The 18,565-nt window shown below is 61.8% G+C and carries 18 protein-coding genes; 7 read left to right on the top strand and 11 right to left on the bottom strand.

Annotated elements, in window-relative coordinates:
- Positions 1 to 18: 18 nt before the first annotated feature.
- The 4 genes from acnD to VXM67_RS10585 form a co-directional block, all read right to left on the bottom strand.
- Complete coding sequence (gene acnD, locus VXM67_RS10600) at positions 19 to 2,607, bottom strand: Fe/S-dependent 2-methylisocitrate dehydratase AcnD (RefSeq protein WP_027907725.1); 2,589 nt, start codon at positions 2,605 to 2,607, stop codon at positions 19 to 21.
- Between the two features lie 85 nt (positions 2,608 to 2,692).
- Positions 2,693 to 3,820 carry a 2-methylcitrate synthase gene (gene prpC, locus VXM67_RS10595; protein ID WP_023379683.1) on the bottom strand — a complete coding sequence of 376 codons (1,128 nt, stop codon included), beginning with the start codon at positions 3,818 to 3,820 and terminating at the stop codon, positions 2,693 to 2,695.
- A 101-nt stretch (positions 3,821 to 3,921) separates the two neighbouring features.
- Positions 3,922 to 4,812: a methylisocitrate lyase gene (prpB, locus tag VXM67_RS10590; RefSeq protein WP_023379682.1), complete on the bottom strand. Its 891-nt coding sequence runs from the start codon at positions 4,810 to 4,812 to the stop codon at positions 3,922 to 3,924.
- Positions 4,809 to 5,525, bottom strand: a complete 717-nt coding sequence (locus tag VXM67_RS10585) for a GntR family transcriptional regulator (protein WP_023379680.1) — start codon at positions 5,523 to 5,525, stop codon at positions 4,809 to 4,811. Before VXM67_RS10585 ends, prpB begins: the two co-directional genes overlap by 4 nt.
- Positions 5,526 to 5,818: 293 nt before the next feature.
- Between VXM67_RS10585 and VXM67_RS10580 the strand changes: the two genes are divergently transcribed.
- The 5 genes from VXM67_RS10580 (at position 5,819) to VXM67_RS10560 (ending at position 11,270) form a co-directional block, all read left to right on the top strand.
- Complete coding sequence (locus VXM67_RS10580) at positions 5,819 to 6,355, top strand: ATP-dependent zinc protease (RefSeq protein WP_027907724.1); 537 nt, start codon at positions 5,819 to 5,821, stop codon at positions 6,353 to 6,355.
- A gap of 5 nt (positions 6,356 to 6,360) precedes the next feature.
- The gene (locus VXM67_RS10575; RefSeq protein ID WP_023379676.1) at positions 6,361 to 7,896 is read left to right on the top strand and encodes an inactive transglutaminase family protein; all 1,536 of its coding nucleotides are present in this window, start codon (positions 6,361 to 6,363) and stop codon (positions 7,894 to 7,896) included.
- Entirely contained in the window at positions 7,896 to 8,876 is a 981-nt protein-coding gene (locus tag VXM67_RS10570) for an alpha-L-glutamate ligase-like protein (RefSeq protein ID WP_023379675.1), read from the top strand. Before VXM67_RS10575 ends, VXM67_RS10570 begins: the two co-directional genes overlap by 1 nt.
- A 184-nt stretch (positions 8,877 to 9,060) precedes the next feature.
- A complete protein-coding gene (gene pabB / locus VXM67_RS10565) occupies positions 9,061 to 10,404 on the top strand; it encodes an aminodeoxychorismate synthase component I (RefSeq protein ID WP_023379673.1) in 1,344 nt (447 codons plus the stop codon).
- A gap of 131 nt (positions 10,405 to 10,535) precedes the next feature.
- The gene (locus tag VXM67_RS10560; protein ID WP_023379671.1) at positions 10,536 to 11,270 is read left to right on the top strand and encodes a phosphoadenylyl-sulfate reductase; all 735 of its coding nucleotides are present in this window, start codon (positions 10,536 to 10,538) and stop codon (positions 11,268 to 11,270) included.
- 54 nt (positions 11,271 to 11,324) lie between these two features.
- Here VXM67_RS10560 and cysB read toward each other — a convergent pair whose 3' ends face one another.
- From cysB to VXM67_RS10545, 3 genes are all read right to left on the bottom strand, one after another.
- A complete protein-coding gene (gene cysB / locus VXM67_RS10555; RefSeq protein WP_023379669.1) occupies positions 11,325 to 12,299 on the bottom strand; it encodes an HTH-type transcriptional regulator CysB in 975 nt (324 codons plus the stop codon).
- Between the two features lie 129 nt (positions 12,300 to 12,428).
- Positions 12,429 to 12,926, bottom strand: a complete 498-nt coding sequence (locus tag VXM67_RS10550; protein WP_023379668.1) for a universal stress protein — start codon at positions 12,924 to 12,926, stop codon at positions 12,429 to 12,431.
- 104 nt (positions 12,927 to 13,030) lie between these two features.
- On the bottom strand, positions 13,031 to 13,978 hold the full coding sequence (locus VXM67_RS10545; RefSeq protein ID WP_023379666.1) for a putative 2-dehydropantoate 2-reductase: 948 nt from the start codon (positions 13,976 to 13,978) through the stop codon (positions 13,031 to 13,033).
- A 236-nt stretch (positions 13,979 to 14,214) separates the two neighbouring features.
- On the opposite strand from VXM67_RS10545, the gene VXM67_RS10540 reads away from it, so the two are divergent.
- Positions 14,215 to 15,291 carry a 3-deoxy-7-phosphoheptulonate synthase gene (locus VXM67_RS10540; protein ID WP_023379664.1) on the top strand — a complete coding sequence of 359 codons (1,077 nt, stop codon included), beginning with the start codon at positions 14,215 to 14,217 and terminating at the stop codon, positions 15,289 to 15,291.
- Positions 15,292 to 15,355: 64 nt separating this feature from the next.
- Here the strand turns inward: VXM67_RS10540 and VXM67_RS10535 are convergent, their stop codons facing one another.
- A complete protein-coding gene (locus VXM67_RS10535; protein ID WP_023379662.1) occupies positions 15,356 to 15,637 on the bottom strand; it encodes a GNAT family N-acetyltransferase in 282 nt (93 codons plus the stop codon).
- A gap of 506 nt (positions 15,638 to 16,143) precedes the next feature.
- Here VXM67_RS10535 and oprI point away from each other — a divergent pair.
- Positions 16,144 to 16,395 (top strand): outer membrane lipoprotei OprI, encoded by a 252-nt coding sequence (gene oprI, locus VXM67_RS10530; protein WP_003259780.1) that lies wholly within the window; start codon positions 16,144 to 16,146, stop codon positions 16,393 to 16,395.
- Between the two features lie 137 nt (positions 16,396 to 16,532).
- Here the strand turns inward: oprI and VXM67_RS10525 are convergent, their stop codons facing one another.
- From VXM67_RS10525 to VXM67_RS10515, 3 genes are all read right to left on the bottom strand, one after another.
- Positions 16,533 to 17,510: a L,D-transpeptidase family protein gene (locus tag VXM67_RS10525; protein ID WP_277686991.1), complete on the bottom strand. Its 978-nt coding sequence runs from the start codon at positions 17,508 to 17,510 to the stop codon at positions 16,533 to 16,535.
- 106 nt (positions 17,511 to 17,616) lie between these two features.
- Complete coding sequence (locus VXM67_RS10520) at positions 17,617 to 17,898, bottom strand: hypothetical protein (protein ID WP_023379658.1); 282 nt, start codon at positions 17,896 to 17,898, stop codon at positions 17,617 to 17,619.
- A 58-nt stretch (positions 17,899 to 17,956) separates the two neighbouring features.
- Positions 17,957 to 18,562, bottom strand: coding sequence for an arylesterase (locus tag VXM67_RS10515; RefSeq protein WP_023379656.1), 606 nt, complete (start codon positions 18,560 to 18,562; stop codon positions 17,957 to 17,959).
- Between the last annotated feature and the right edge of the window lie 3 nt (positions 18,563 to 18,565).

Genomic DNA, 18,565 nt, shown 5'->3' with positions numbered 1-18,565 from the left:
GGACCGCGCTGCTCCTGATTAGGCGGTCGCTTCGAGGAAGTCCTGGGCAAAGCGCTGCAGCACCCCGCCGGCCTCGTAGATCGATACCTCCTCGGCGGTATCCAAGCGGCAAGTCACCGGCACCTCGACGCGCTCGCCATTCTTGCGCGTCACCACCAGCGTCAGGGTTGCACGCGGCTTGCGCTCGCCCAGCACGTCATAGGTCTCACTGCCGTCCAGCGCCAGGGTCTTGCGATCGGTGCCTGCCTTGAATTCAAGCGGCAACACGCCCATGCCCACCAGGTTGGTCCGGTGAATGCGCTCGAAACCTTCGGCGACAATGGCCTCGACACCCGCCAGGCGTACGCCCTTGGCCGCCCAGTCGCGAGATGAACCTTGGCCATAGTCGGCCCCGGCAACGATGATCAGCGGCTGTTTACGCTCCATGTAGGTCTCGATCGCCTCCCACATCCGGGTGACCTTGCCTTCCGGCTCGATGCGCGCCAGCGATCCCTGCCTGACACTGCCGTCTTCCTTGCGCACCATCTCGTTGAACAGCTTGGGGTTGGCAAAGGTGGCACGTTGCGCGGTGAGGTGGTCGCCACGATGGGTGGCGTAGGAGTTGAAGTCCTCCTCCGGCAGGCCCATCTTCGCCAGGTACTCGCCCGCCGCGCTGTCGAGCAGGATGGCGTTGGAGGGCGAAAGATGGTCGGTGGTAATGTTGTCCGGCAGCACCGCCAGTGGGCGCATGCCACGCAAGGTGCGCTCACCCGCCAGGGCGCCTTCCCAGTAGGGTGGACGACGAATGTAGGTACTCATCGGGCGCCATTCATACAGCGGTGCCACCTTCGGCCCACGGTCTTCCTCGATGGCGAACATCGGAATGTAGACCTTGCGGAACTGCTCCGGCTTGACCGCCGCACGCACCACCGCGTCGATCTCTTCATCGCTCGGCCAGATGTCCTTGAGGCGAATCTCCTTGCCGTCGACCACACCCAGCACATCTTTCTCGATGTCGAAGCGGATGGTGCCGGCGATGGCATAGGCCACCACCAAAGGCGGCGAGGCCAGGAAAGCCTGCTTGGCGTAGGGGTGGATCCGCCCGTCAAAGTTACGGTTGCCCGACAGCACGGCGGTGGCGTACAGGTCGCGGTCGATGATCTCTTGCTGGATCACAGGGTCCAGCGCGCCGGACATGCCGTTGCAGGTGGTGCAGGCAAAGGCGACGATACCAAAGCCCAGTTGTTCCAGCTCCTTCTCCAGACCCGCTTCTTCCAGGTACAGCTGAACAGCTTTGGAGCCCGGGGCAAGCGACGACTTGACCCAGGGTTTACGCATCAGGCCGAGTTTGTTGGCGTTGCGCGCCAAGAGGCCTGCGGCGATCACGTTGCGCGGGTTGCTGGTGTTGGTGCAACTGGTGATGGCGGCAATGATCACCGCGCCGTCCGGCATCTGGCCCGGGACTTCCTCCCAGGCTCCGGCGATACCCTTGGCCGCCAGGTCGCTGGTGGCCACGCGGGCATGCGGGTTGGACGGCCCTGCCATGTTGCGCACGACACTCGACAGATCGAAGCGCAGCACGCGCTCGTACTCGGCCTTGGCCAGTGCGTCGGCCCACAGGCCGGTCGCCTTGGCATAGGTCTCCACCAGCTTGACCTGCTGTTCTTCGCGACCGGTCAGTTTGAGGTAGTCGATGGTCTGCTGGTCGATGGCGAACATCGCGGCAGTAGCGCCGTACTCCGGGGCCATGTTGGAGATGGTGGCACGGTCGCCCAGGGTCAGGGCGCGGGCACCTTCACCGTAGAACTCGAGGTAAGCACCCACCACCTTCTGCTTGCGCAAGAATTCGGTCAAGGCCAGGACCAGGTCGGTGGCGGTGATGTTCGGCGCCAACTTGCCGCTCAGCTCGACACCGACGATCTCCGGCAGGCGCATCCAGGAGGCGCGGCCAAGCATGACGTTCTCGGCCTCAAGGCCACCCACACCGATGGCGATCACACCCAGGGCATCGACATGAGGTGTGTGGCTGTCGGTACCGACACAGGTGTCCGGGTAGGCCACGCCACGGTCGCTGTGGATGACCGGCGACATCTTCTCCAGGTTGATCTGGTGCATGATGCCGTTGCCCGGCTGGATCACATCGACGTTCTTGAACGCCTTCTTGGTCCAGTTGATGAAGTGGAAGCGGTCTTCGTTGCGGCGGTCTTCGATGGCGCGGTTCTTCTCGAACGCCTGCGGGTCGAAACCACCGCGCTCGACGGCCAGGGAGTGGTCGACGATCAACTGCACCGGCACTACCGGGTTGACCTGTGCCGGATCACCGCCTTTGTCGGCGATGGCATCGCGCAACCCGGCCAGGTCGACCAACGCGGTCTGGCCGAGGATGTCGTGGCACACGACACGGGCCGGGAACCAGGGAAAGTCGAGGTCGCGCTTGCGCTCGATCAACTGCCCCAGCGAAGCGTCGAGGGTGGCCGGGTCGCAGCGGCGCACCAGGTTTTCGGCGAGAACGCGGGATGTGTAAGGCAGGCCATCGTAGGCGCCGGGCTTGATCGCCTCGACCGCCGCGCGGGCATCGAAGTAGTCCAGGTCGGTGCCTGGCAGGTGCTTGCGAAATGCAGTGTTCATATCGTTATCAGGCTCGGTCACGGTGTTCGGGGCAGGTGCGGCGTGGACCTCCAGAGGCGCAGTGCGCCCCCGGCGTCTTCCACGATCAGCGCTGGTCGATCGGCACGAACTGGCGCTGCTCGACGCCGACATACTCGGCGCTCGGACGGATGATGCGGTTGTTGGCACGCTGCTCGAAGACATGCGCCGCCCAGCCAGTCAGGCGCGAGCAGACGAAAATCGGGGTGAACAGCTTGGTCGGGATACCCATGAAGTGATACGCCGAGGCATGGTAGAAGTCGGCGTTGGGGAACAGGCGCTTCTGCTCCCACATGGTCTTGTCGATGGCCTCGGAAACCGGGTACAGCACTGTGTCGCCCACCTCGTCGGCCAACTGCTTCGACCAGCCCTTGATCACCTCGTTGCGTGGATCGGACTCTTTGTAGATGGCATGGCCGAAGCCCATGATCTTGTCTTTGCGCTCGAGCATGGCGAGCAGCTCGGTCACGGCTTCCTGCGGGCTCTGGAAGCGCTCGATCAGCTCCATCGCCGCCTCGTTGGCGCCGCCATGCAGCGGGCCGCGCAACGAACCGATGGCCGCGGTGATGCACGAATACAGGTCCGACAGGGTCGAGGCACAAACTCGAGCGGTGAACGTCGAGGCATTGAACTCGTGCTCGGCGTAGAGAATCAGCGAGACGTTCATGACCTTGACGTGCAGCTCGCTTGGCTTCTTGCCGTGTAGCAGGTGCAGGAAGTGACCGCCCAAGGTGTCTTCGTCGCTGGTGCAGTCGATACGCACACCGTGATGGGTGAAGCGGTACCAGTAGCACATGATCGCGGGGAACACCGCCAACAGGCGGTCGGTCTTCTCGCGCTGGGCCTCGAAGGTCAGTTCGGGCTCCAGGGTGCCGAGCACCGAGCAACCGGTGCGCATCACGTCCATGGGGTGGGCATCACGCGGGATGCGCTCCAGGACTTCCTTCAGCGCTTGCGGCAGTTCGCGCAGGCCCTTGAGCTTGCGCTTGTAGTCGGCCAGTTCAGCCTTGCTCGGCAGCTCGCCGTACAGCAGCAGGTAGGCGACTTCCTCGAACTCGGCGCCGGCGGCCAGGTCACGGACGTCGTAACCGCGGTAGGTCAGCCCGGCACCGGCCTGGCCAACTGTCGACAATGCAGTCTGGCCGGCTACCTGGCCACGCAGGCCTGCGCCACTGAGTACTTTTGCTTCGGCCATGGTTTTTCTCCTTTCTTGAAATTGTTATTGAAGCGGTCTGGCTAATTTCTCAGGTCACTCTGCTGCCCCGTCGCGCCTACCGGTTCGGCGCGGGCACAGGCTTAACCTTTCTTCTGGGCGAACAATGCATCGAGGCTCTGCTCGAAGGCGTGGTAACCAATGGCATCGTAGAGCTCCATGCGGGTTTGCATGGTGTCGATCACGTTCTTCTGGGTCCCGTCACGGCGCAACGCGGTGTAAACGTTCTCGGCGGCCTTGTTCATGGCACGGAACGCCGACAGCGGGTACAGCACCAGCGACACGTCGACCGAGGCCAGCTCTTCGGTGGTGTAAAGCGGCGTGGCGCCGAATTCGGTGATGTTGGCCAGAATCGGCGCCTTCACTCGATCGGCGAAGGTCTTGTACATCGACAGCTCGGTGATGGCTTCCGGGAAAATCATGTCGGCGCCCGCCTCGATGCAGGCTTCGGCGCGCTCCAGCGCAGCGTTCAGGCCTTCAACAGCCAGGGCGTCGGTACGCGCCATGATCACGAAGCTGTCATCGGTGCGGGCGTCCACCGCAGCCTTGATGCGGTCGACCATCTCCTGCTGGCTGACAATCTCTTTGTTCGGACGGTGCCCGCAACGCTTGGCGCCCACTTGGTCTTCGATATGAATGGCCGCGGCGCCGAACTTGATCATCGAGCGCACGGTACGCGCCACGTTGAAGGCTGAAGCGCCAAAGCCGGTGTCGACATCCACCAGCAGCGGCAGGTCGCAGACGTCGGTGATACGCCGCACATCGGTCAACACGTCATCCAGCCCGGTGATGCCCAGGTCCGGCAGGCCCAGAGAACCTGCAGCAACACCGCCACCAGACAGGTAGATGGCCTTGAAACCGGCACGCTTGGCCAGCAGGGCATGGTTGGCGTTGATGGTCCCGACCACCTGCAGCGGATGTTCGGCGGCAACGGCGTCGCGAAAACGCTGACCGGGGGTGCTCTTCACAGTCATGACTCACCTCGTGGGCTGTTGTTGTTGGCGTCCAGGTAGTGACGCTCGATGTTGCGTTTGGACGCGCCGATGTGACGGCGCATCAGGAGTTCGGCCAGTTCGCCGTCTCGGTCGGCGATGGCGTCGAGAATGCGGTGGTGCTCGGCGAAGGCCTGGCGCGGCCGGTTGGGCGTAGCGGAAAACTGGATGCGGTACATGCGCACCAGTTGGTACAGCTCGCCGCACAGCATCTTCACCAGGGTCTGGTTGCCGCTGCCCTGGATGATCCGGTAATGGAAGTCGTAGTCGCCCTCCTGCTGGTAATAGCCCTGCCCCGCCTGAAACGCGGCGTCACGCTCGTGGGTGTCGAGCACCCGACGCAGCTCTTCGATGTCGGCCCGGCTCATGCGCTCGGCGGCCAGGCGACAGGCCATGCCTTCCAGGGATTCGCGAATTTCGTAAAGCTCGATCAGTTCGGCATGACTGAGCGAAACCACCCGCGCCCCCACGTGCGGCACACGCACCAGCAGGCGCTGGCCTTCCAGACGGTGGATGGCCTCGCGCAGCGGACCGCGGCTGATGCCATAGGTACGCGCCAGTTCAGGCTCGGAGATCTTGCTGCCAGGGGCGATCTCGCCCTTGACGATCGCGGCCTGGATACGGCGGAAGACGTTCTCGGACAAGGTTTCCGTTTCGTCGCTCACTGCCGGGCTGTCGATGGAAAGGTCCAGCATATTGTTGACACCTTGCTAGTCACTTCGCCAGAAACTAGCGAATCAGGCGCAAGCAGTCAAAGACAAAATGAATATTGTCGACAATCGTCTAAGAACGAACTTACCCAAGCCCAGCGCTGTCTGATTGCGACGCGCTGGCGTCAAGACATCGTCGTGATAGAATGCCGCGCCTCCAACGGAGTATGGATTGCGTGTCTGTCATCCATTCATGTTGTTGACAGATGAACGAGGAAGCTTGCGCCGTAGTTGCCAGTCGCCTTACACCGAACCCTGCACAGCACCGCGCCAGGATTATGAGACTTACACCCGTTTTATTGCTGTCATGCCTCACCCTGTTGCCGGCCCTTGGCCAGGCGGCAGGCAAGACCGTGTATGGTCTGAACGAATACGCCCGCCTGGGCGACCTCGACCTGGAAGTGGCCGCCAAGCTCGACACCGGCGCCAAGACCGCATCCTTGAGCGCGCGCGACATCAAGCGCTTCAAGCGAAATGGCGAAAGCTGGGTGCGTTTCTACCTGGCCATCGATGCCGCCCACTCGCACCCGATCGAGCGCCCCCTGGCCCGCGTCAGCAAGATCAAGCGCCGTGCCGGCGACTATGATGCAGACTCCGGCAAGGCCTACACGGCCCGCCCGGTCATCGAACTCGAAATCTGCATGGGCCAGACCCTTCGCACCATCGAAGTCAACCTCACCGACCGCAGCGCCTTCCAGTTCCCGCTGCTGATCGGCTCCGAGGCGCTCAAGCACTTCGACGCACTGGTCGACCCAAGCCTTAAATACGCGGCCGGCAAACCTGCCTGTGCCACCGAAGCTCCTAAAGCAGAGTAATCCCGATGCGCTCTCTTACCCTCCATTTGAAAGTCCTGATCACCGTGCTGGTGCTGCTGGGCGTGGCGGTCACGGCTTATCAGATCTTCTTCCTCGGCATACCGGTGACCGAGGACGAAACCGATGACCTCTGGAACATCGACGCCAAGGTCGAGTTCGTGGCCAGCGCCAAGGACCCGGTCAAGGTCCAGATGTTCGTGCCGCCGCTGAACCGCGACTACGTCAGCCTCAATGAAAGCTTCATTTCCAACAACTATGGGGTGAGCGTCAACCGGGCCGATGGCAACCGCAAGGTCACCTGGTCGGCCCGCCGCGCCAGTGGCAACCAGACGCTCTACTACCGCCTGGTGCTGACCAAGCGCTATAGCAAAGAGAAGACCACGGTAAAAGGCCCTACCTTCCGTGACAGCCTGGCCGTCGAGGGCCCCGAGAAGATCGCCGCCGAAGCCCTGATGGCGCCGATCCGCCAGCACTCGGCCGACGTCGAGACCTTCGTCAGCGAGACCATCAAACGGGTCAACAACCTCAACGACGACAACGTCAAGTTGCTGCTTGCCGGCGACACCTCGGCGATGAAGAAAGCCCAGGTCATCGACCTGCTGCTGTCGATCGCCCACGTGCCGATCGAAAAGGTCCACACCATCCGCCTGGTCGCCGATACCCCGCAAACTCCTGAGTTGTGGCTGCGCAGCTTCAACGGCACCGACTGGCTGTACTTCAATCCGGACACCGGTGAGCAGGGCCTGCCCAGCGACCGTCTGCTGTGGTGGACCGGCGATGACAACCTGATCACCGTCGATGGCGGCAAGAAAGCCAACGTCACCTTCAGCATGAACAACAGCGAGATGAACGCCATCCGCCTGGCCAAGCTGACCGACGAGAACACCGACGCCGACTTCCTCGAATACTCGCTCTACGGCCTGCCGCTGCAGACCCAGCAGACCTTCATGATCATGGTGATGATTCCGATCGGCGTGCTGGTGATCCTGGTGCTGCGCAACCTGATCGGCATCCAGACCCTGGGCACCTTCACCCCAGTGCTGATCGCCCTGGCCTTCCGGGAGACCCAGCTGGGCTTCGGTATCATCCTGTTCACGGTGATTACCGCCCTGGGCCTGTCGCTGCGCTCGTACCTCGAACACCTCAAGCTGCAGATGCTGCCGCGCCTGTCGGTGGTACTGACCTTCGTGGTGGTGCTGATTGCCGCCATCAGCCTGTTCAGCCACAAGCTGGGCCTGGAACGCGGCCTGTCGGTCGCCCTGTTCCCGATGGTGATCCTGACCATGACCATCGAGCGCCTGTCGATCACCTGGGAAGAGCGTGGCGGCGGCCATGCCATGAAAGTCGCCATCGGCACTCTGTTCGCGGCCTCGCTCGCGCACCTGCTGATGACCGTGCCTGAGTTGGTGTACTTCGTCTTCACCTTCCCGGCGGTACTGCTGATCCTGGTGGGCTTCATGCTGGCGATGGGTCGCTACCGCGGCTACCGCCTGACCGAGCTCGTGCGCTTCAAGGCTTTCCTGAAGAAGGCTGACGCCTGATGTTCGGCCTGATCAAGACCTGGAAAGCCCTGGAGGCCCGGGGCATCATGGGTATCAACCGGCGCAACGCGGACTACGTGTTGAAGTACAACAAGCGCCACCTGTACCCGATCGTCGACGACAAGATCATCACCAAGGAACGTGCCTTGGCCGCCGGCATCCATGTGCCGGAAATGTACGGCATCATCGAAACCGAAAAAGAAATCGAGAAGCTCGACCAGATCATCGGCGAGCGCAACGATTTCGTCATCAAGCCGGCGCAAGGCGCCGGCGGTGACGGCATCCTGGTGATTGCCGACCGTTTCGAGGACAACTACCGCACGGTCTCGGGCAAGATCATCAGCCATGAGGAAATCGAACACCAGATTTCCAGCATCCTGACCGGCCTGTACTCGCTAGGTGGCCACCGCGACCGCGCGCTGATCGAGTACCGGGTGACCCCGGACCAGATCTTCAAAAGCATCAGCTACGAAGGCGTGCCGGACATTCGCATCATCGTGTTGATGGGCTACCCGGTGATGGCCATGCTGCGCTTGCCGACCCGCCAGTCCGGCGGCAAGGCCAACCTGCACCAGGGCGCCATCGGTGTAGGCGTGGACCTGGCCACCGGCATGACCCTGCGCGGCACCTGGCTGAACCGGATCATCAGCAAGCACCCCGATACCACCAACGCGGTAGACGGCGTGCAGTTGCCGAACTGGGACGGTTTCATGAAGCTGGCTGCCAGTTGCTATGAACTGTGCGGCCTGGGCTACATCGGCGTAGACATGGTGCTGGACCAGGACAAGGGGCCGTTGATTCTCGAACTCAACGCCCGCCCTGGCCTGAACATCCAGATCGCCAACGACTGCGGCCTGACCCAGCGCACCCACGCCATCGAGGCGCACCTGGAAGCGCTGGCCAAGAATGGCGAAACCGAAGATGCCGAGCAGCGCGTGCGCGTTGCCCAAGGGCTGTTCGGGCACGTTCATCAGCGTTGACGGCACCAGCCAATCGCCGGCAAGCAGGCTCCCACAGCGCTCCGCGATCGTCGCGGTGCCTGTCGGAACCGGCTTGCCGGCGATGCGGCCGCGACACGCCACACAAATGCCGCACCAACGCTAGGCGCATACCCCACTCAGGTCTACAATCGCCCTCCTCGCTTTGTCATCGCCGTCCATCCTGATGCCGACCTGTACGCTACATCCCCTACCCTATCAGCCCGACCCCGCAGCCTATTTCGCACGTCTGCGACAGGCGCCCGGTGCCATCCTGCTCGATAGCGCCCGCCCCGGTGCCGAACGCGGTCGCTTCGACCTGATCAGTGCCTGGCCCATGCAGCACCTGCAAGCACACCCTGACGAGACGGGACGCGCCTTCCTGCAGCGCCTGCGTGCCGGACTGGCACGACTGGGCCGGGCCGAGTTGCCCGAGGGTGTCGAACTGCCGTTCGCCGGCGGCCTGATCGGTTACCTGAGCTACGACTTTGGCCGTCGCCTGGAGCACCTGCCCGCCAAGGCCCGCGACGACCTGGGCCTACCCGATGCCCAATTGGGCCTGTACGCCTGGGCACTGGTCACCGACCACCAGCTTGGCACCAGCCAACTGGTCCTGCACCCGAGCCTAGCGCCTGGCGAGCGGGACCGGCTGATGGACCTGTTCCAAGCCCCTGCCGGCATCGAGCACCCCGAATTCAAGCTGCTCGCCCCAATGGCCGGCGATCTGACCCCAGTGCAATACAAAGCTGCCTTCGACCAGGTCCAGCAGTACATTCAGGCTGGCGATTGCTATCAGATCAACCTGACCCAACGGTTCCGTGCACCCTGCCAGGGTGATCCATGGCGCGCCTATCAAGCCTTGCGCAAAGCCTGTCCAACGCCTTTCTCCGGTTTCCAGCAACTGGCCGACGGCAGCGCATTGCTCAGCTTCTCTCCGGAGCGCTTCATCCGGGTCAGCCAAGGACTGGTCGAAACGCGGCCAATCAAGGGCACCCGCCCGCGCTCTGCCGACCCGGCCGAAGATTTGCGCAACGCCGAAGAGCTGCGTCACAGCCCCAAGGACCGCTCGGAAAACCTCATGATCGTCGACCTGCTGCGCAATGACCTGGGCCGCACCTGCCAGATCGGCTCGGTAAACGTGCCCGAGCTGTTCAGCCTGGAGAGCTACCCCAACGTCCACCATCTGGTCAGCAGCATCACCGGTCGCCTGGCCGACGACAAAGATGCCCTGGACCTGATTGGCGACAGCTTCCCCGGCGGCTCAATCACCGGCGCACCGAAGATCCGCGCCATGCAGATCATCGACGAACTCGAACCCACCCGCCGCGCCCTGTATTGCGGCTCACTGCTGTATGTGGACGTGCGCGGCGAAATGGACAGCTCCATCGCCATTCGCAGCTTGCTGATCAAGGACGGCCAAGCCTGTTGCTGGGGCGGCGGCGCCGTCGTGGCGGATTCGAACTGGCAGTCGGAGTACGAAGAGTCGATCGCCAAGGTGCGGGTACTGATGCAGACCCTGCAAGGGATGTAATTGTGCGTGCGCTTTCGCCCATCAGCGACGTGACCAGGACGGCTGTCACGCAGGACGTCTGCCCCGCCGTTTTTTGTTACCATCACATCACTACGAGCGCACAGCGCCACAGCCAAGATGGAAACCGCCTGATGAGCCAACCCTTCGACGTCGCCGCCCTGGCCGCGACCTATGCCAACAAGTCCCCCCAGGACATCCTTAAGCTTGCCTTCGAACACTTTGGCGACGACTTGTGGATCTCCTTCAGCGGCGCCGAGGACGTGGTCCTGGTCGACATGGCCTGGAAGCTGAACAAGCAGGTCAAGGTGTTCAGCCTCGACACCGGCCGCTTGCACCCGGAAACCTATCGCTTCATCGACCAGGTACGTGAACAGTACAACCTGCCGATCGAGATTCTCAGCCCAGACCGCGCCAAACTGGATCCGTTCGTCAAGGAAAAAGGTCTGTTCAGCTTCTACAAGGACGGCCATGGCGAGTGCTGCGGCATCCGCAAGATCGAACCGCTGCGACGCAAGCTGACCACAGTGAGCGCCTGGGCCACCGGCCAGCGTCGCGACCAGAGCCCCGGCACCCGCAGCCAGGTGGCGGTAGTGGAAATCGACACGGCGTTCTCCACCCCCGAGCGCACCTTGTACAAGTTCAACCCGCTGGCACAGATGACCAGCGAGGAAGTCTGGGGCTACATCCGCATGCTGGAGCTGCCCTACAACAGCCTGCATGAGCGCGGCTTCATCAGCATCGGTTGCGAACCCTGCACCCGTCCAGTGCTGCCGAACCAGCACGAACGCGAAGGTCGCTGGTGGTGGGAAGAGTCGACCCAGAAGGAATGCGGGCTGCACGCTGGCAACCTGATCAGCAAGGCCTGAACCACAGGCAAAGAAAAACCGGCCCTTGAGCCGGTTTTTCATTGCCTGTCGCTATCAGTGCACGGGCAGCTCGACGCCGTCGAACAGCTCTTCGAGTTCCTGCTTGTTATGGCATTGAATGGCCTTGGCCATTACCTCGCGGGTCAGGTGTGGGGCGAACTTTTCGATAAAGTCGCACATGAAGCCACGCAGGAAGGTGCCACGACGGAAGCCAATCTTGGTGATGCTGGCCTCGAACAACTCGCTGGCATCCAGAGCCACCAGGTCACTGTCGAGCTTGCTGTCCACAGCCATCTTGGCCACGATACCCACGCCCAGCCCCAATCGTACATAGGTCTTGATCACGTCGGCATCAGCGGCGGTGAACACCACCTTCGGCGTCAAGCCACGGTGATTGAACGCTTCGTCCAGCTTGGAGCGGCCGGTGAAACCAAATACGTAGGTGACGATCGGATACTCGGCAACGGCTTCCAGGGTCAGCTTCGGTAACTTGGCCAGCGGGTGGCCCTGCGGCACCACCACGCAACGGTTCCACTTGTAGCACGGCATCATGATCAGGTCGCCGAACAGCTCCAGGGCTTCGGTGGCGATGGCGAAGTCGACGGTGCCGTCGGCGGCCATCTCGGCAATCTGCATGGGCGAGCCCTGGTGCATGTGCAGGGAAACTTCCGGATACTGCTTGATGAAGCTGCTGATCACAGGCGGCAGCGCATAGCGTGCCTGAGTGTGAGTGGTAGCGATGGACAGCGTACCCTTCTTCTCGTTGGAGAATTCCTGGGCGATCTGCTTGATGCTCTCAACCTTGCGCAGGATTTCGCCTGCAGTGTTGATGATGCGCTCACCTGCGGGCGTAACGCGGGTCAGGTGCTTGCCGCTGCGGGCGAAGACTTCGACACCCAGCTCATCCTCGAGCAGGCGGATCTGCTTGCTGATCCCGGGCTGGGAGGTATACAGACTCTGTGCCGTCGCAGAGACGTTGAGGTCATGGTGCGCCACTTCCCAGATGTAGCGCAGTTGTTGAAGCTTCATAGGTTTCCCTCGGATCAGCGGTAAGTCACCGGCAGCAGGCAGCGACGAGATATAACTATATTAGTGGTTCTCGAAATAAATCTAGAACTATTTTGTTACACGCCTCAGGAAAGATTCCTACCGTCACGGTCACGATTTCCTACGCCCCAAATGCTGAGCCAGCGGCACCATGTACACCGGCACCGGCGACAACTGCAGCAAGCGAACCGCCGTGCGCCCGAGGGGCACATCGACACCTGCCCCCTGGCTGTGGCTACCGAAAATCAGCAGGTCGACCGCCAGGCGCTGCGCCTGGTCGAGTATCACTTGGGCCGGATCACCTTGGCGCACCCTGACGTTTTTGATCACCGCCAGGTCCGCCGCCTCCCCCAGTTCCTCGCGAAAATTCTCCAGCACCCGCTGCTCGATGTTGGCCATGACCGTATTGACGCCCTCGCTGTGCAGCTCATCCAGGGTCTGCTCGTCGAGGTAGCTTTGCAGAAGCGACTCGGCGAACTGCCCCATCGGCTCCACTGCATGGATCACGTACAGCTCCGCGTTGAAAGTTCGCGCCAGGGCCAGGGCATGCTGCATGACGAATGGCGCGTAAACACCGAGGTCGGTGGCATACAACATGGAACGAATCATTCGACCTCCTCGACTGCCGCTAAGGCAGAGCAAGCTACAGCTTAGCAGCGCCGGGCAGCCTCGCTTCGCCGCCCGGCGCACCGGGGCTGCACGCCTGGGCAGGCTCAGGTGCGGCGACTGTCGCGGTCGATGAATGCCAGGGCCTTATAGAGCATTTCCATGTTCGGCAGGCGGCAGCCGGCGGCATGCGCCTGGGCCAGCGGTTCGGCGTAGATGGCTTGCAGCTCCAGCGGGCGGTGCTGGGCAAAGTCGTGATACATGCTGGGCCAGTAATCAGGCATCTGCTCGGTCATGCGAAACAGCTGTTCAGCGTAACCTTCAGGCAAGGCATGCCCGCACGCTTTTGCGCCCAGGACGACTTCCGCCATCAGCGCCTGAATCAATGCCCGGCTGTCGGCGTCGGCCATCAGTGGCGTAGTGCTGGCCCGCAACAGCACCGACAGGCCGTTGTAGGGCACGTTCCACACCAGCTTCTGCCAACGCGCCTGGTCAAGGTTGCTCATGGCCTTGGAGTCGATTCCCGCTGTACGGAACAATCCGGCGCCCTCTTCGACGATCGCCTCGCCGCCGTCCGTGGCCGGCCCGCTGTGATAGCCCAGGTGGACCGCCCCCAGGGCTTGATGTCGGATCAGCCCCGGTGCCTGTCGGTTGACGCAGATGAAACACAAGCCACCCAGCAGGTGCAGGTCGTCGCGCAGAGCCGGGCGCAGCTGCGTTTCAACCCCAAGGCCATTCTGCAGCAACACCACGCGGGCGCCCGGCGCAGCTGCCTGCATGATCAGCGGTGCCAGCTCGAGATTGCTGGTTGCCTTGGCTCCCACCAGCAGCCAATCGCACTGCGGCATGTGCGCGACGTCAGCATAGGCCTGAACCTCCATCCGCACCTCACCGTGTACCGCACTGTCGAGCCTCAACCCCTGCTGACGCACCACGTCGTATTCACTGCGCAGCAAGAAGTGCACATCGAAGCCGGCGCGCAGCAGCATCAGCCCATAAAAGCCACCGATGGCGCCACTGCCGATGATGCCGATACGCGGTTTGCGAGAATGCATAGGGGGACTCCAGGTAAAGGACGGTGAGCATTTTTACACCGGTTTGTCGATGCGAAGCACCTGATTCACCATCAGGCGCCCAGGGCTTTGGGGAAAAACCCCGCAACGACGGGACTCAGCCCATTGTCGCGCCCCCCTTAACGCGCTAAGGTTCGGCTCCCCGCTGCGAATTTTCTTGCTGCTGGGCCGCACGGGGATTGCTGGCGGCCGGCACCCGTGACCTGACGAGTAACACGATGGCTGATTTACCGATCGATGACTTAAACGTTGCCTCCAACGAGACCTTGATCACCCCTGATCAGCTCAAGAAGGAAATCCCCCTCAGCGCCAAGGCCCTGCAGACCGTTACTGCCGGCCGCGAAGTGGTGCGCAATATCCTCGACGGCAAGGACCACCGCCTGTTCGTCGTGGTAGGCCCCTGCTCGATCCATGACATCAAGGCGGCTCATGAATATGCCGAGCGCCTGAAGGTCCTGGCCGAAGAGGTTTCCGACACGCTGTACCTGGTCATGCGCGTGTACTTCGAGAAGCCACGCACCACCGTCGGCTGGAAAGGCCTGATCAACGACCCGTACCTGGATGACTCGTTCAAGATCCAGGATGGCCTGCACATTGGTCGTCAGTTGCTGCTGGACCTGGCCGAAATGGGCCTGCCGACCGCCACCGAGGCGCTCGACCCGATTTCCCCGCAGTACCTGCAGGATCTGATCAGCTGGTCGGCCATCGGCGCCCGCACCACTGAGTCCCAGACCCACCGCGAAATGGCCTCGGGCCTCTCTTCGGCAGTGGGCTTCAAGAATGGCACCGATGGCGGCCTGACCGTGGCCATCAACGCCTTGCAGTCGGTCTCCAAGCCTCACCGCTTCCTCGGCATCAACCAGGAAGGTGGCGTATCCATCGTCACCACCAAGGGCAACCCTTACGGCCACGTGGTACTGCGCGGCGGCAACGGCAAGCCGAACTATGATTCGGTCAGCGTCGCCTTGTGCGAACAGGACCTGGCCAAGGCCAAGATCAAGGCCAACATCATGGTCGACTGCAGCCATGCCAACTCCAACAAGGACCCGGCCCTGCAGCCTCTGGTGATGGAAAACGTCGCCAACCAGATCCTCGAAGGCAACCAGTCGATCATCGGCCTGATGGTCGAGAGCCACCTGAACTGGGGCTGCCAGTCGATCCCGAAAGACCTGAGCGAATTGCAGTACGGCGTCTCGATCACCGATGCCTGCATCGACTGGAGTGCCACCGAGAAGACCCTGCGCAGCATGCGCGCCAAACTCAAGGATGTGCTGCCGCAGCGCAAACGCGGTTAAGCCACGCCCAATGAAAACGCCGGGCATCGCCCGGCGTTTTCGTATCTGGCGTCCAGCGCCGGTATCAGACTTTGCTCGAATGGCGCTGCTGGCGTTCCATGTAGCGCTCGACGTAAGAGCACGATGGGATCACCGTGTAACCCATCTGATCGGCGTACTCCAGGGCCTTCTCGGTCAGCGCTGCGGCAATACCGCGGCCGCGCAGGGCGTTCGGCACGAAGGTGCGATAAATGTCCAGCGTCTGCTTGCCCAGGTCCATGTACGTCAGATAGGCACGGTGACCGTCCACATTGGTCTCGAACTGATGACCGGCCTGGTCATGGTGGATAGTCAGCGCTTCACTCATCACTACTCCTCACAGGCCTTTATGGCAGGCCCTTACCTTAACCGATGATGGTTTATCCGGCGGAGGAACCTCTACGCCACCATTTGCCCCTTGGACCTCGAGGCGATTGCAATCGTTCGGTCGGCTGGGCACTCACAAATAGTAGGCGCCGCAGGCAGGATTGCTCAAGGTGGGAGCGATTAAAAAGCTCGGAACTCCACGGCGAACCACCCACCCTGGACTCCGGAACAGCAGCCGGATGCTCTTGGGCTTAAGACGTCAACCGACAGTTAAAGTCACCGTTAGTTCAACAAAAAAGTTCCCACGCTACAAACGCTTGCGTCACCTGTACGGTTTTTTCACAAATCCCCTACAAATCTTGTCGGCTACCCCTTCGCCAACATTTTTTTTGCAGTTCTTGCGCTTAGTCAGTTTACTTACTACAAGTAATGGGTACTATGTACGCCGGCCAGTTTCTCTTTTCCGAGAGATGGCTATTTAATAGAAAGTCCTTGAAGGGGAACACGATGAACAACGTTCTGAAATTCTCTGCTCTGGCTCTGGCCGCAGTTCTGGCTACCGGTTGCAGCAGCGTATCCAAAGAAACCGAAGCTCGTCTGACTGCGACTGAAGACGCAGCAGCTCGCGCTCAAGCTCGTGCTGACGAAGCCTACCGTAAGGCTGACGACGCACTGGCAGCCGCTCAGAAGGCTCAGCAGACCGCTGACGAAGCCAACGAGCGCGCTCTGCGTATGCTGGACAAAGCCAGCCGCAAGTAATAATCCTCACGGATTGTTGAGAAGCCGACCCACTTGTGGGTCGGCTTTTTTATTGCCTGTCGTCTTTACCTGCCTGTCTGCGGCAGAAACGAAAAGGCCTGCACTAAGGCAGGCCCTAAAGGCATCGCGAAACGGCTTTACTGCAGTTCAGCCGGGATGCTCGACACCATCGGTGCCGCACCCTGGTTGTTGACCGGCACTGCAATTTCAACCGGCATGCCATCTTCCGCGGCGACTACGTCACGCACCATGTCCCAGTTCATGCGCAGGTTGTTGGCCAGGTCTTCACGCTTGAGCAACGCGTTGATGACCGCGGTGTGCTTGTCGACCACCGATGGGTTGCCATGATCGTCCAACGGCGTGTGAGCCTCCAGATAGACCTTGCCACCACTGATACCGAACTTGTAAGGCTCGTTGATGATACGAACCGGCGTACCCACCGGCACCATCTTCGACAACTCCAACACGTTGTTGTTGAGCATGCGGAAGCAACCATGGCTGGTACGCATGCCAATACCGAACTTTTTGTTCGAACCGTGGATCAGGTAACCCGGCACGCCCAGGGTGAACTTGAACGGGCCCAGCGGATTGTCGGGTCCTGCTGGCACCACCGCAGGCAGGATGTCGCCATCGGCAGCGTGCTCGGCACGGATCGAAGCAGGTGGTGTCCAGGTCGGGTTGGGCGTCTTGGCGGTGATCTTGGTGTTGGCGATCGGCGACCCCCAACCTTCCCGGCCGATACCCAGTGGGAAGGTGTGCACGACGTTTTGCCCTTTCGGGAAGTAGTACATGCGGTATTCGGCAAGGTTGATGACGATCCCTTCACGCGGGCCTGGCGGCAGCACATAACGGGTCGGCAGGATGATTTCGGTACCGGCGCCCGGCAGCCACGGGTCGACACCCGGGTTGGCGGCGATCATTTCAAGGTAGCCGAGGTCGTTGGCCGTGCCGATGTCGGCAAAGGTGTCCTCGTACTTGGCCTTGATGACCTGCACTTGACCGACGACGTCTTCACCGGGTGGCGGCAAGGGCAGCTCCAGCGCGACGGCGGGCCCAGCTACCAGCAGGGCGGCCAGGGACAGGCTACGGGTGACGGCGGGAAAGCGCGGCAACATCCGGTAAATCCTTCGAAAGATGGGTCAAGACAGTCGATTGTACACCCGCCCTGTTGGGAACGGGAGGCATTGGCGAGCTGCATGCGTTTCAGATGATGAAAGGTGCTCAGAGTTCCGGCCACACGGGGCGCATCCCCCGCCGCTGGGCCTCGAGAATTGCCCGGCACAACGTGCACAGACGGTTGTCGCGATAGATCGAGCGCTGCACACCCGACCAGCGTGGTTGCGCCGGCAGCAAACCGCCACACAGCGTGCGATCCACGGGCACCCCCAGCTCGAGCTGACGGGCCACCAGATGAACGCGGATTTCCTGGCACGCGAACAGGTCGAGCTGTTCGTCGGGCTCGATCAGTTGGTAGGCATACAAGGACCAGGCAGGACGCGGCATTGGGGGCTCTCGAAACGGGGGGCGCAACATTAGCCGAAAGCCGGCCCCGTTAAAAGCGTCACAGCAAGGGTTTTATCGCCGGCCAGGCATTTTCCAGCAAGCGTGTCTGGGCGCCCTGGGCCGGGTGGATGCCATCCGCCTGCATCATCTCCGGTACACCCCCCACACCTTCGAGGAAAAACGGCACCAGCGACACCTTCTTTTGCGCTGCCAATTGCTCGTATACCTGAGTGAAGGCCGTGGTATAGCGCACCCCGTAGTTGGGCGGTAACCGCATGCCCAGCAGGACGACCTTGGCGCCCGCGTCATGGGACTGGTCGATCATCGAGGCAAGATTTTGTTGCAATTGCTGCGGAGGCTGACCACGCAGCCCGTCGTTACCGCCCAACTCCAGTACCACCAGGGTCGGCTTATGCGCTGCAAGCAGCGCCGGCAGCCGCGCCTGGCCTCCGGCACTGGTATCGCCACTGATCGACGCGTTGACCACCTGATCGTTGAAACCCTCGCGTTTCAGGCGTTGCTGCAACAGGGAAACCCAACCTTGGCGGCTATCCAGCCCAAAACCGGCGCTGATACTATCGCCAACAACCAGCAGTGTTCCCGCTGCCGCGCTCTGGGCCAGGCAAAACAGCGCCAGACCGGCACTCAACCACCACACTCGCATTGG

It is taken from the genome of Pseudomonas sp. Rh2 (assembly GCF_040762985.1).
Lineage (GTDB): Bacteria > Pseudomonadota > Gammaproteobacteria > Pseudomonadales > Pseudomonadaceae > Aquipseudomonas > Aquipseudomonas taiwanensis.
This window is presented reverse-complemented; position numbering and strand designations above follow the sequence as displayed.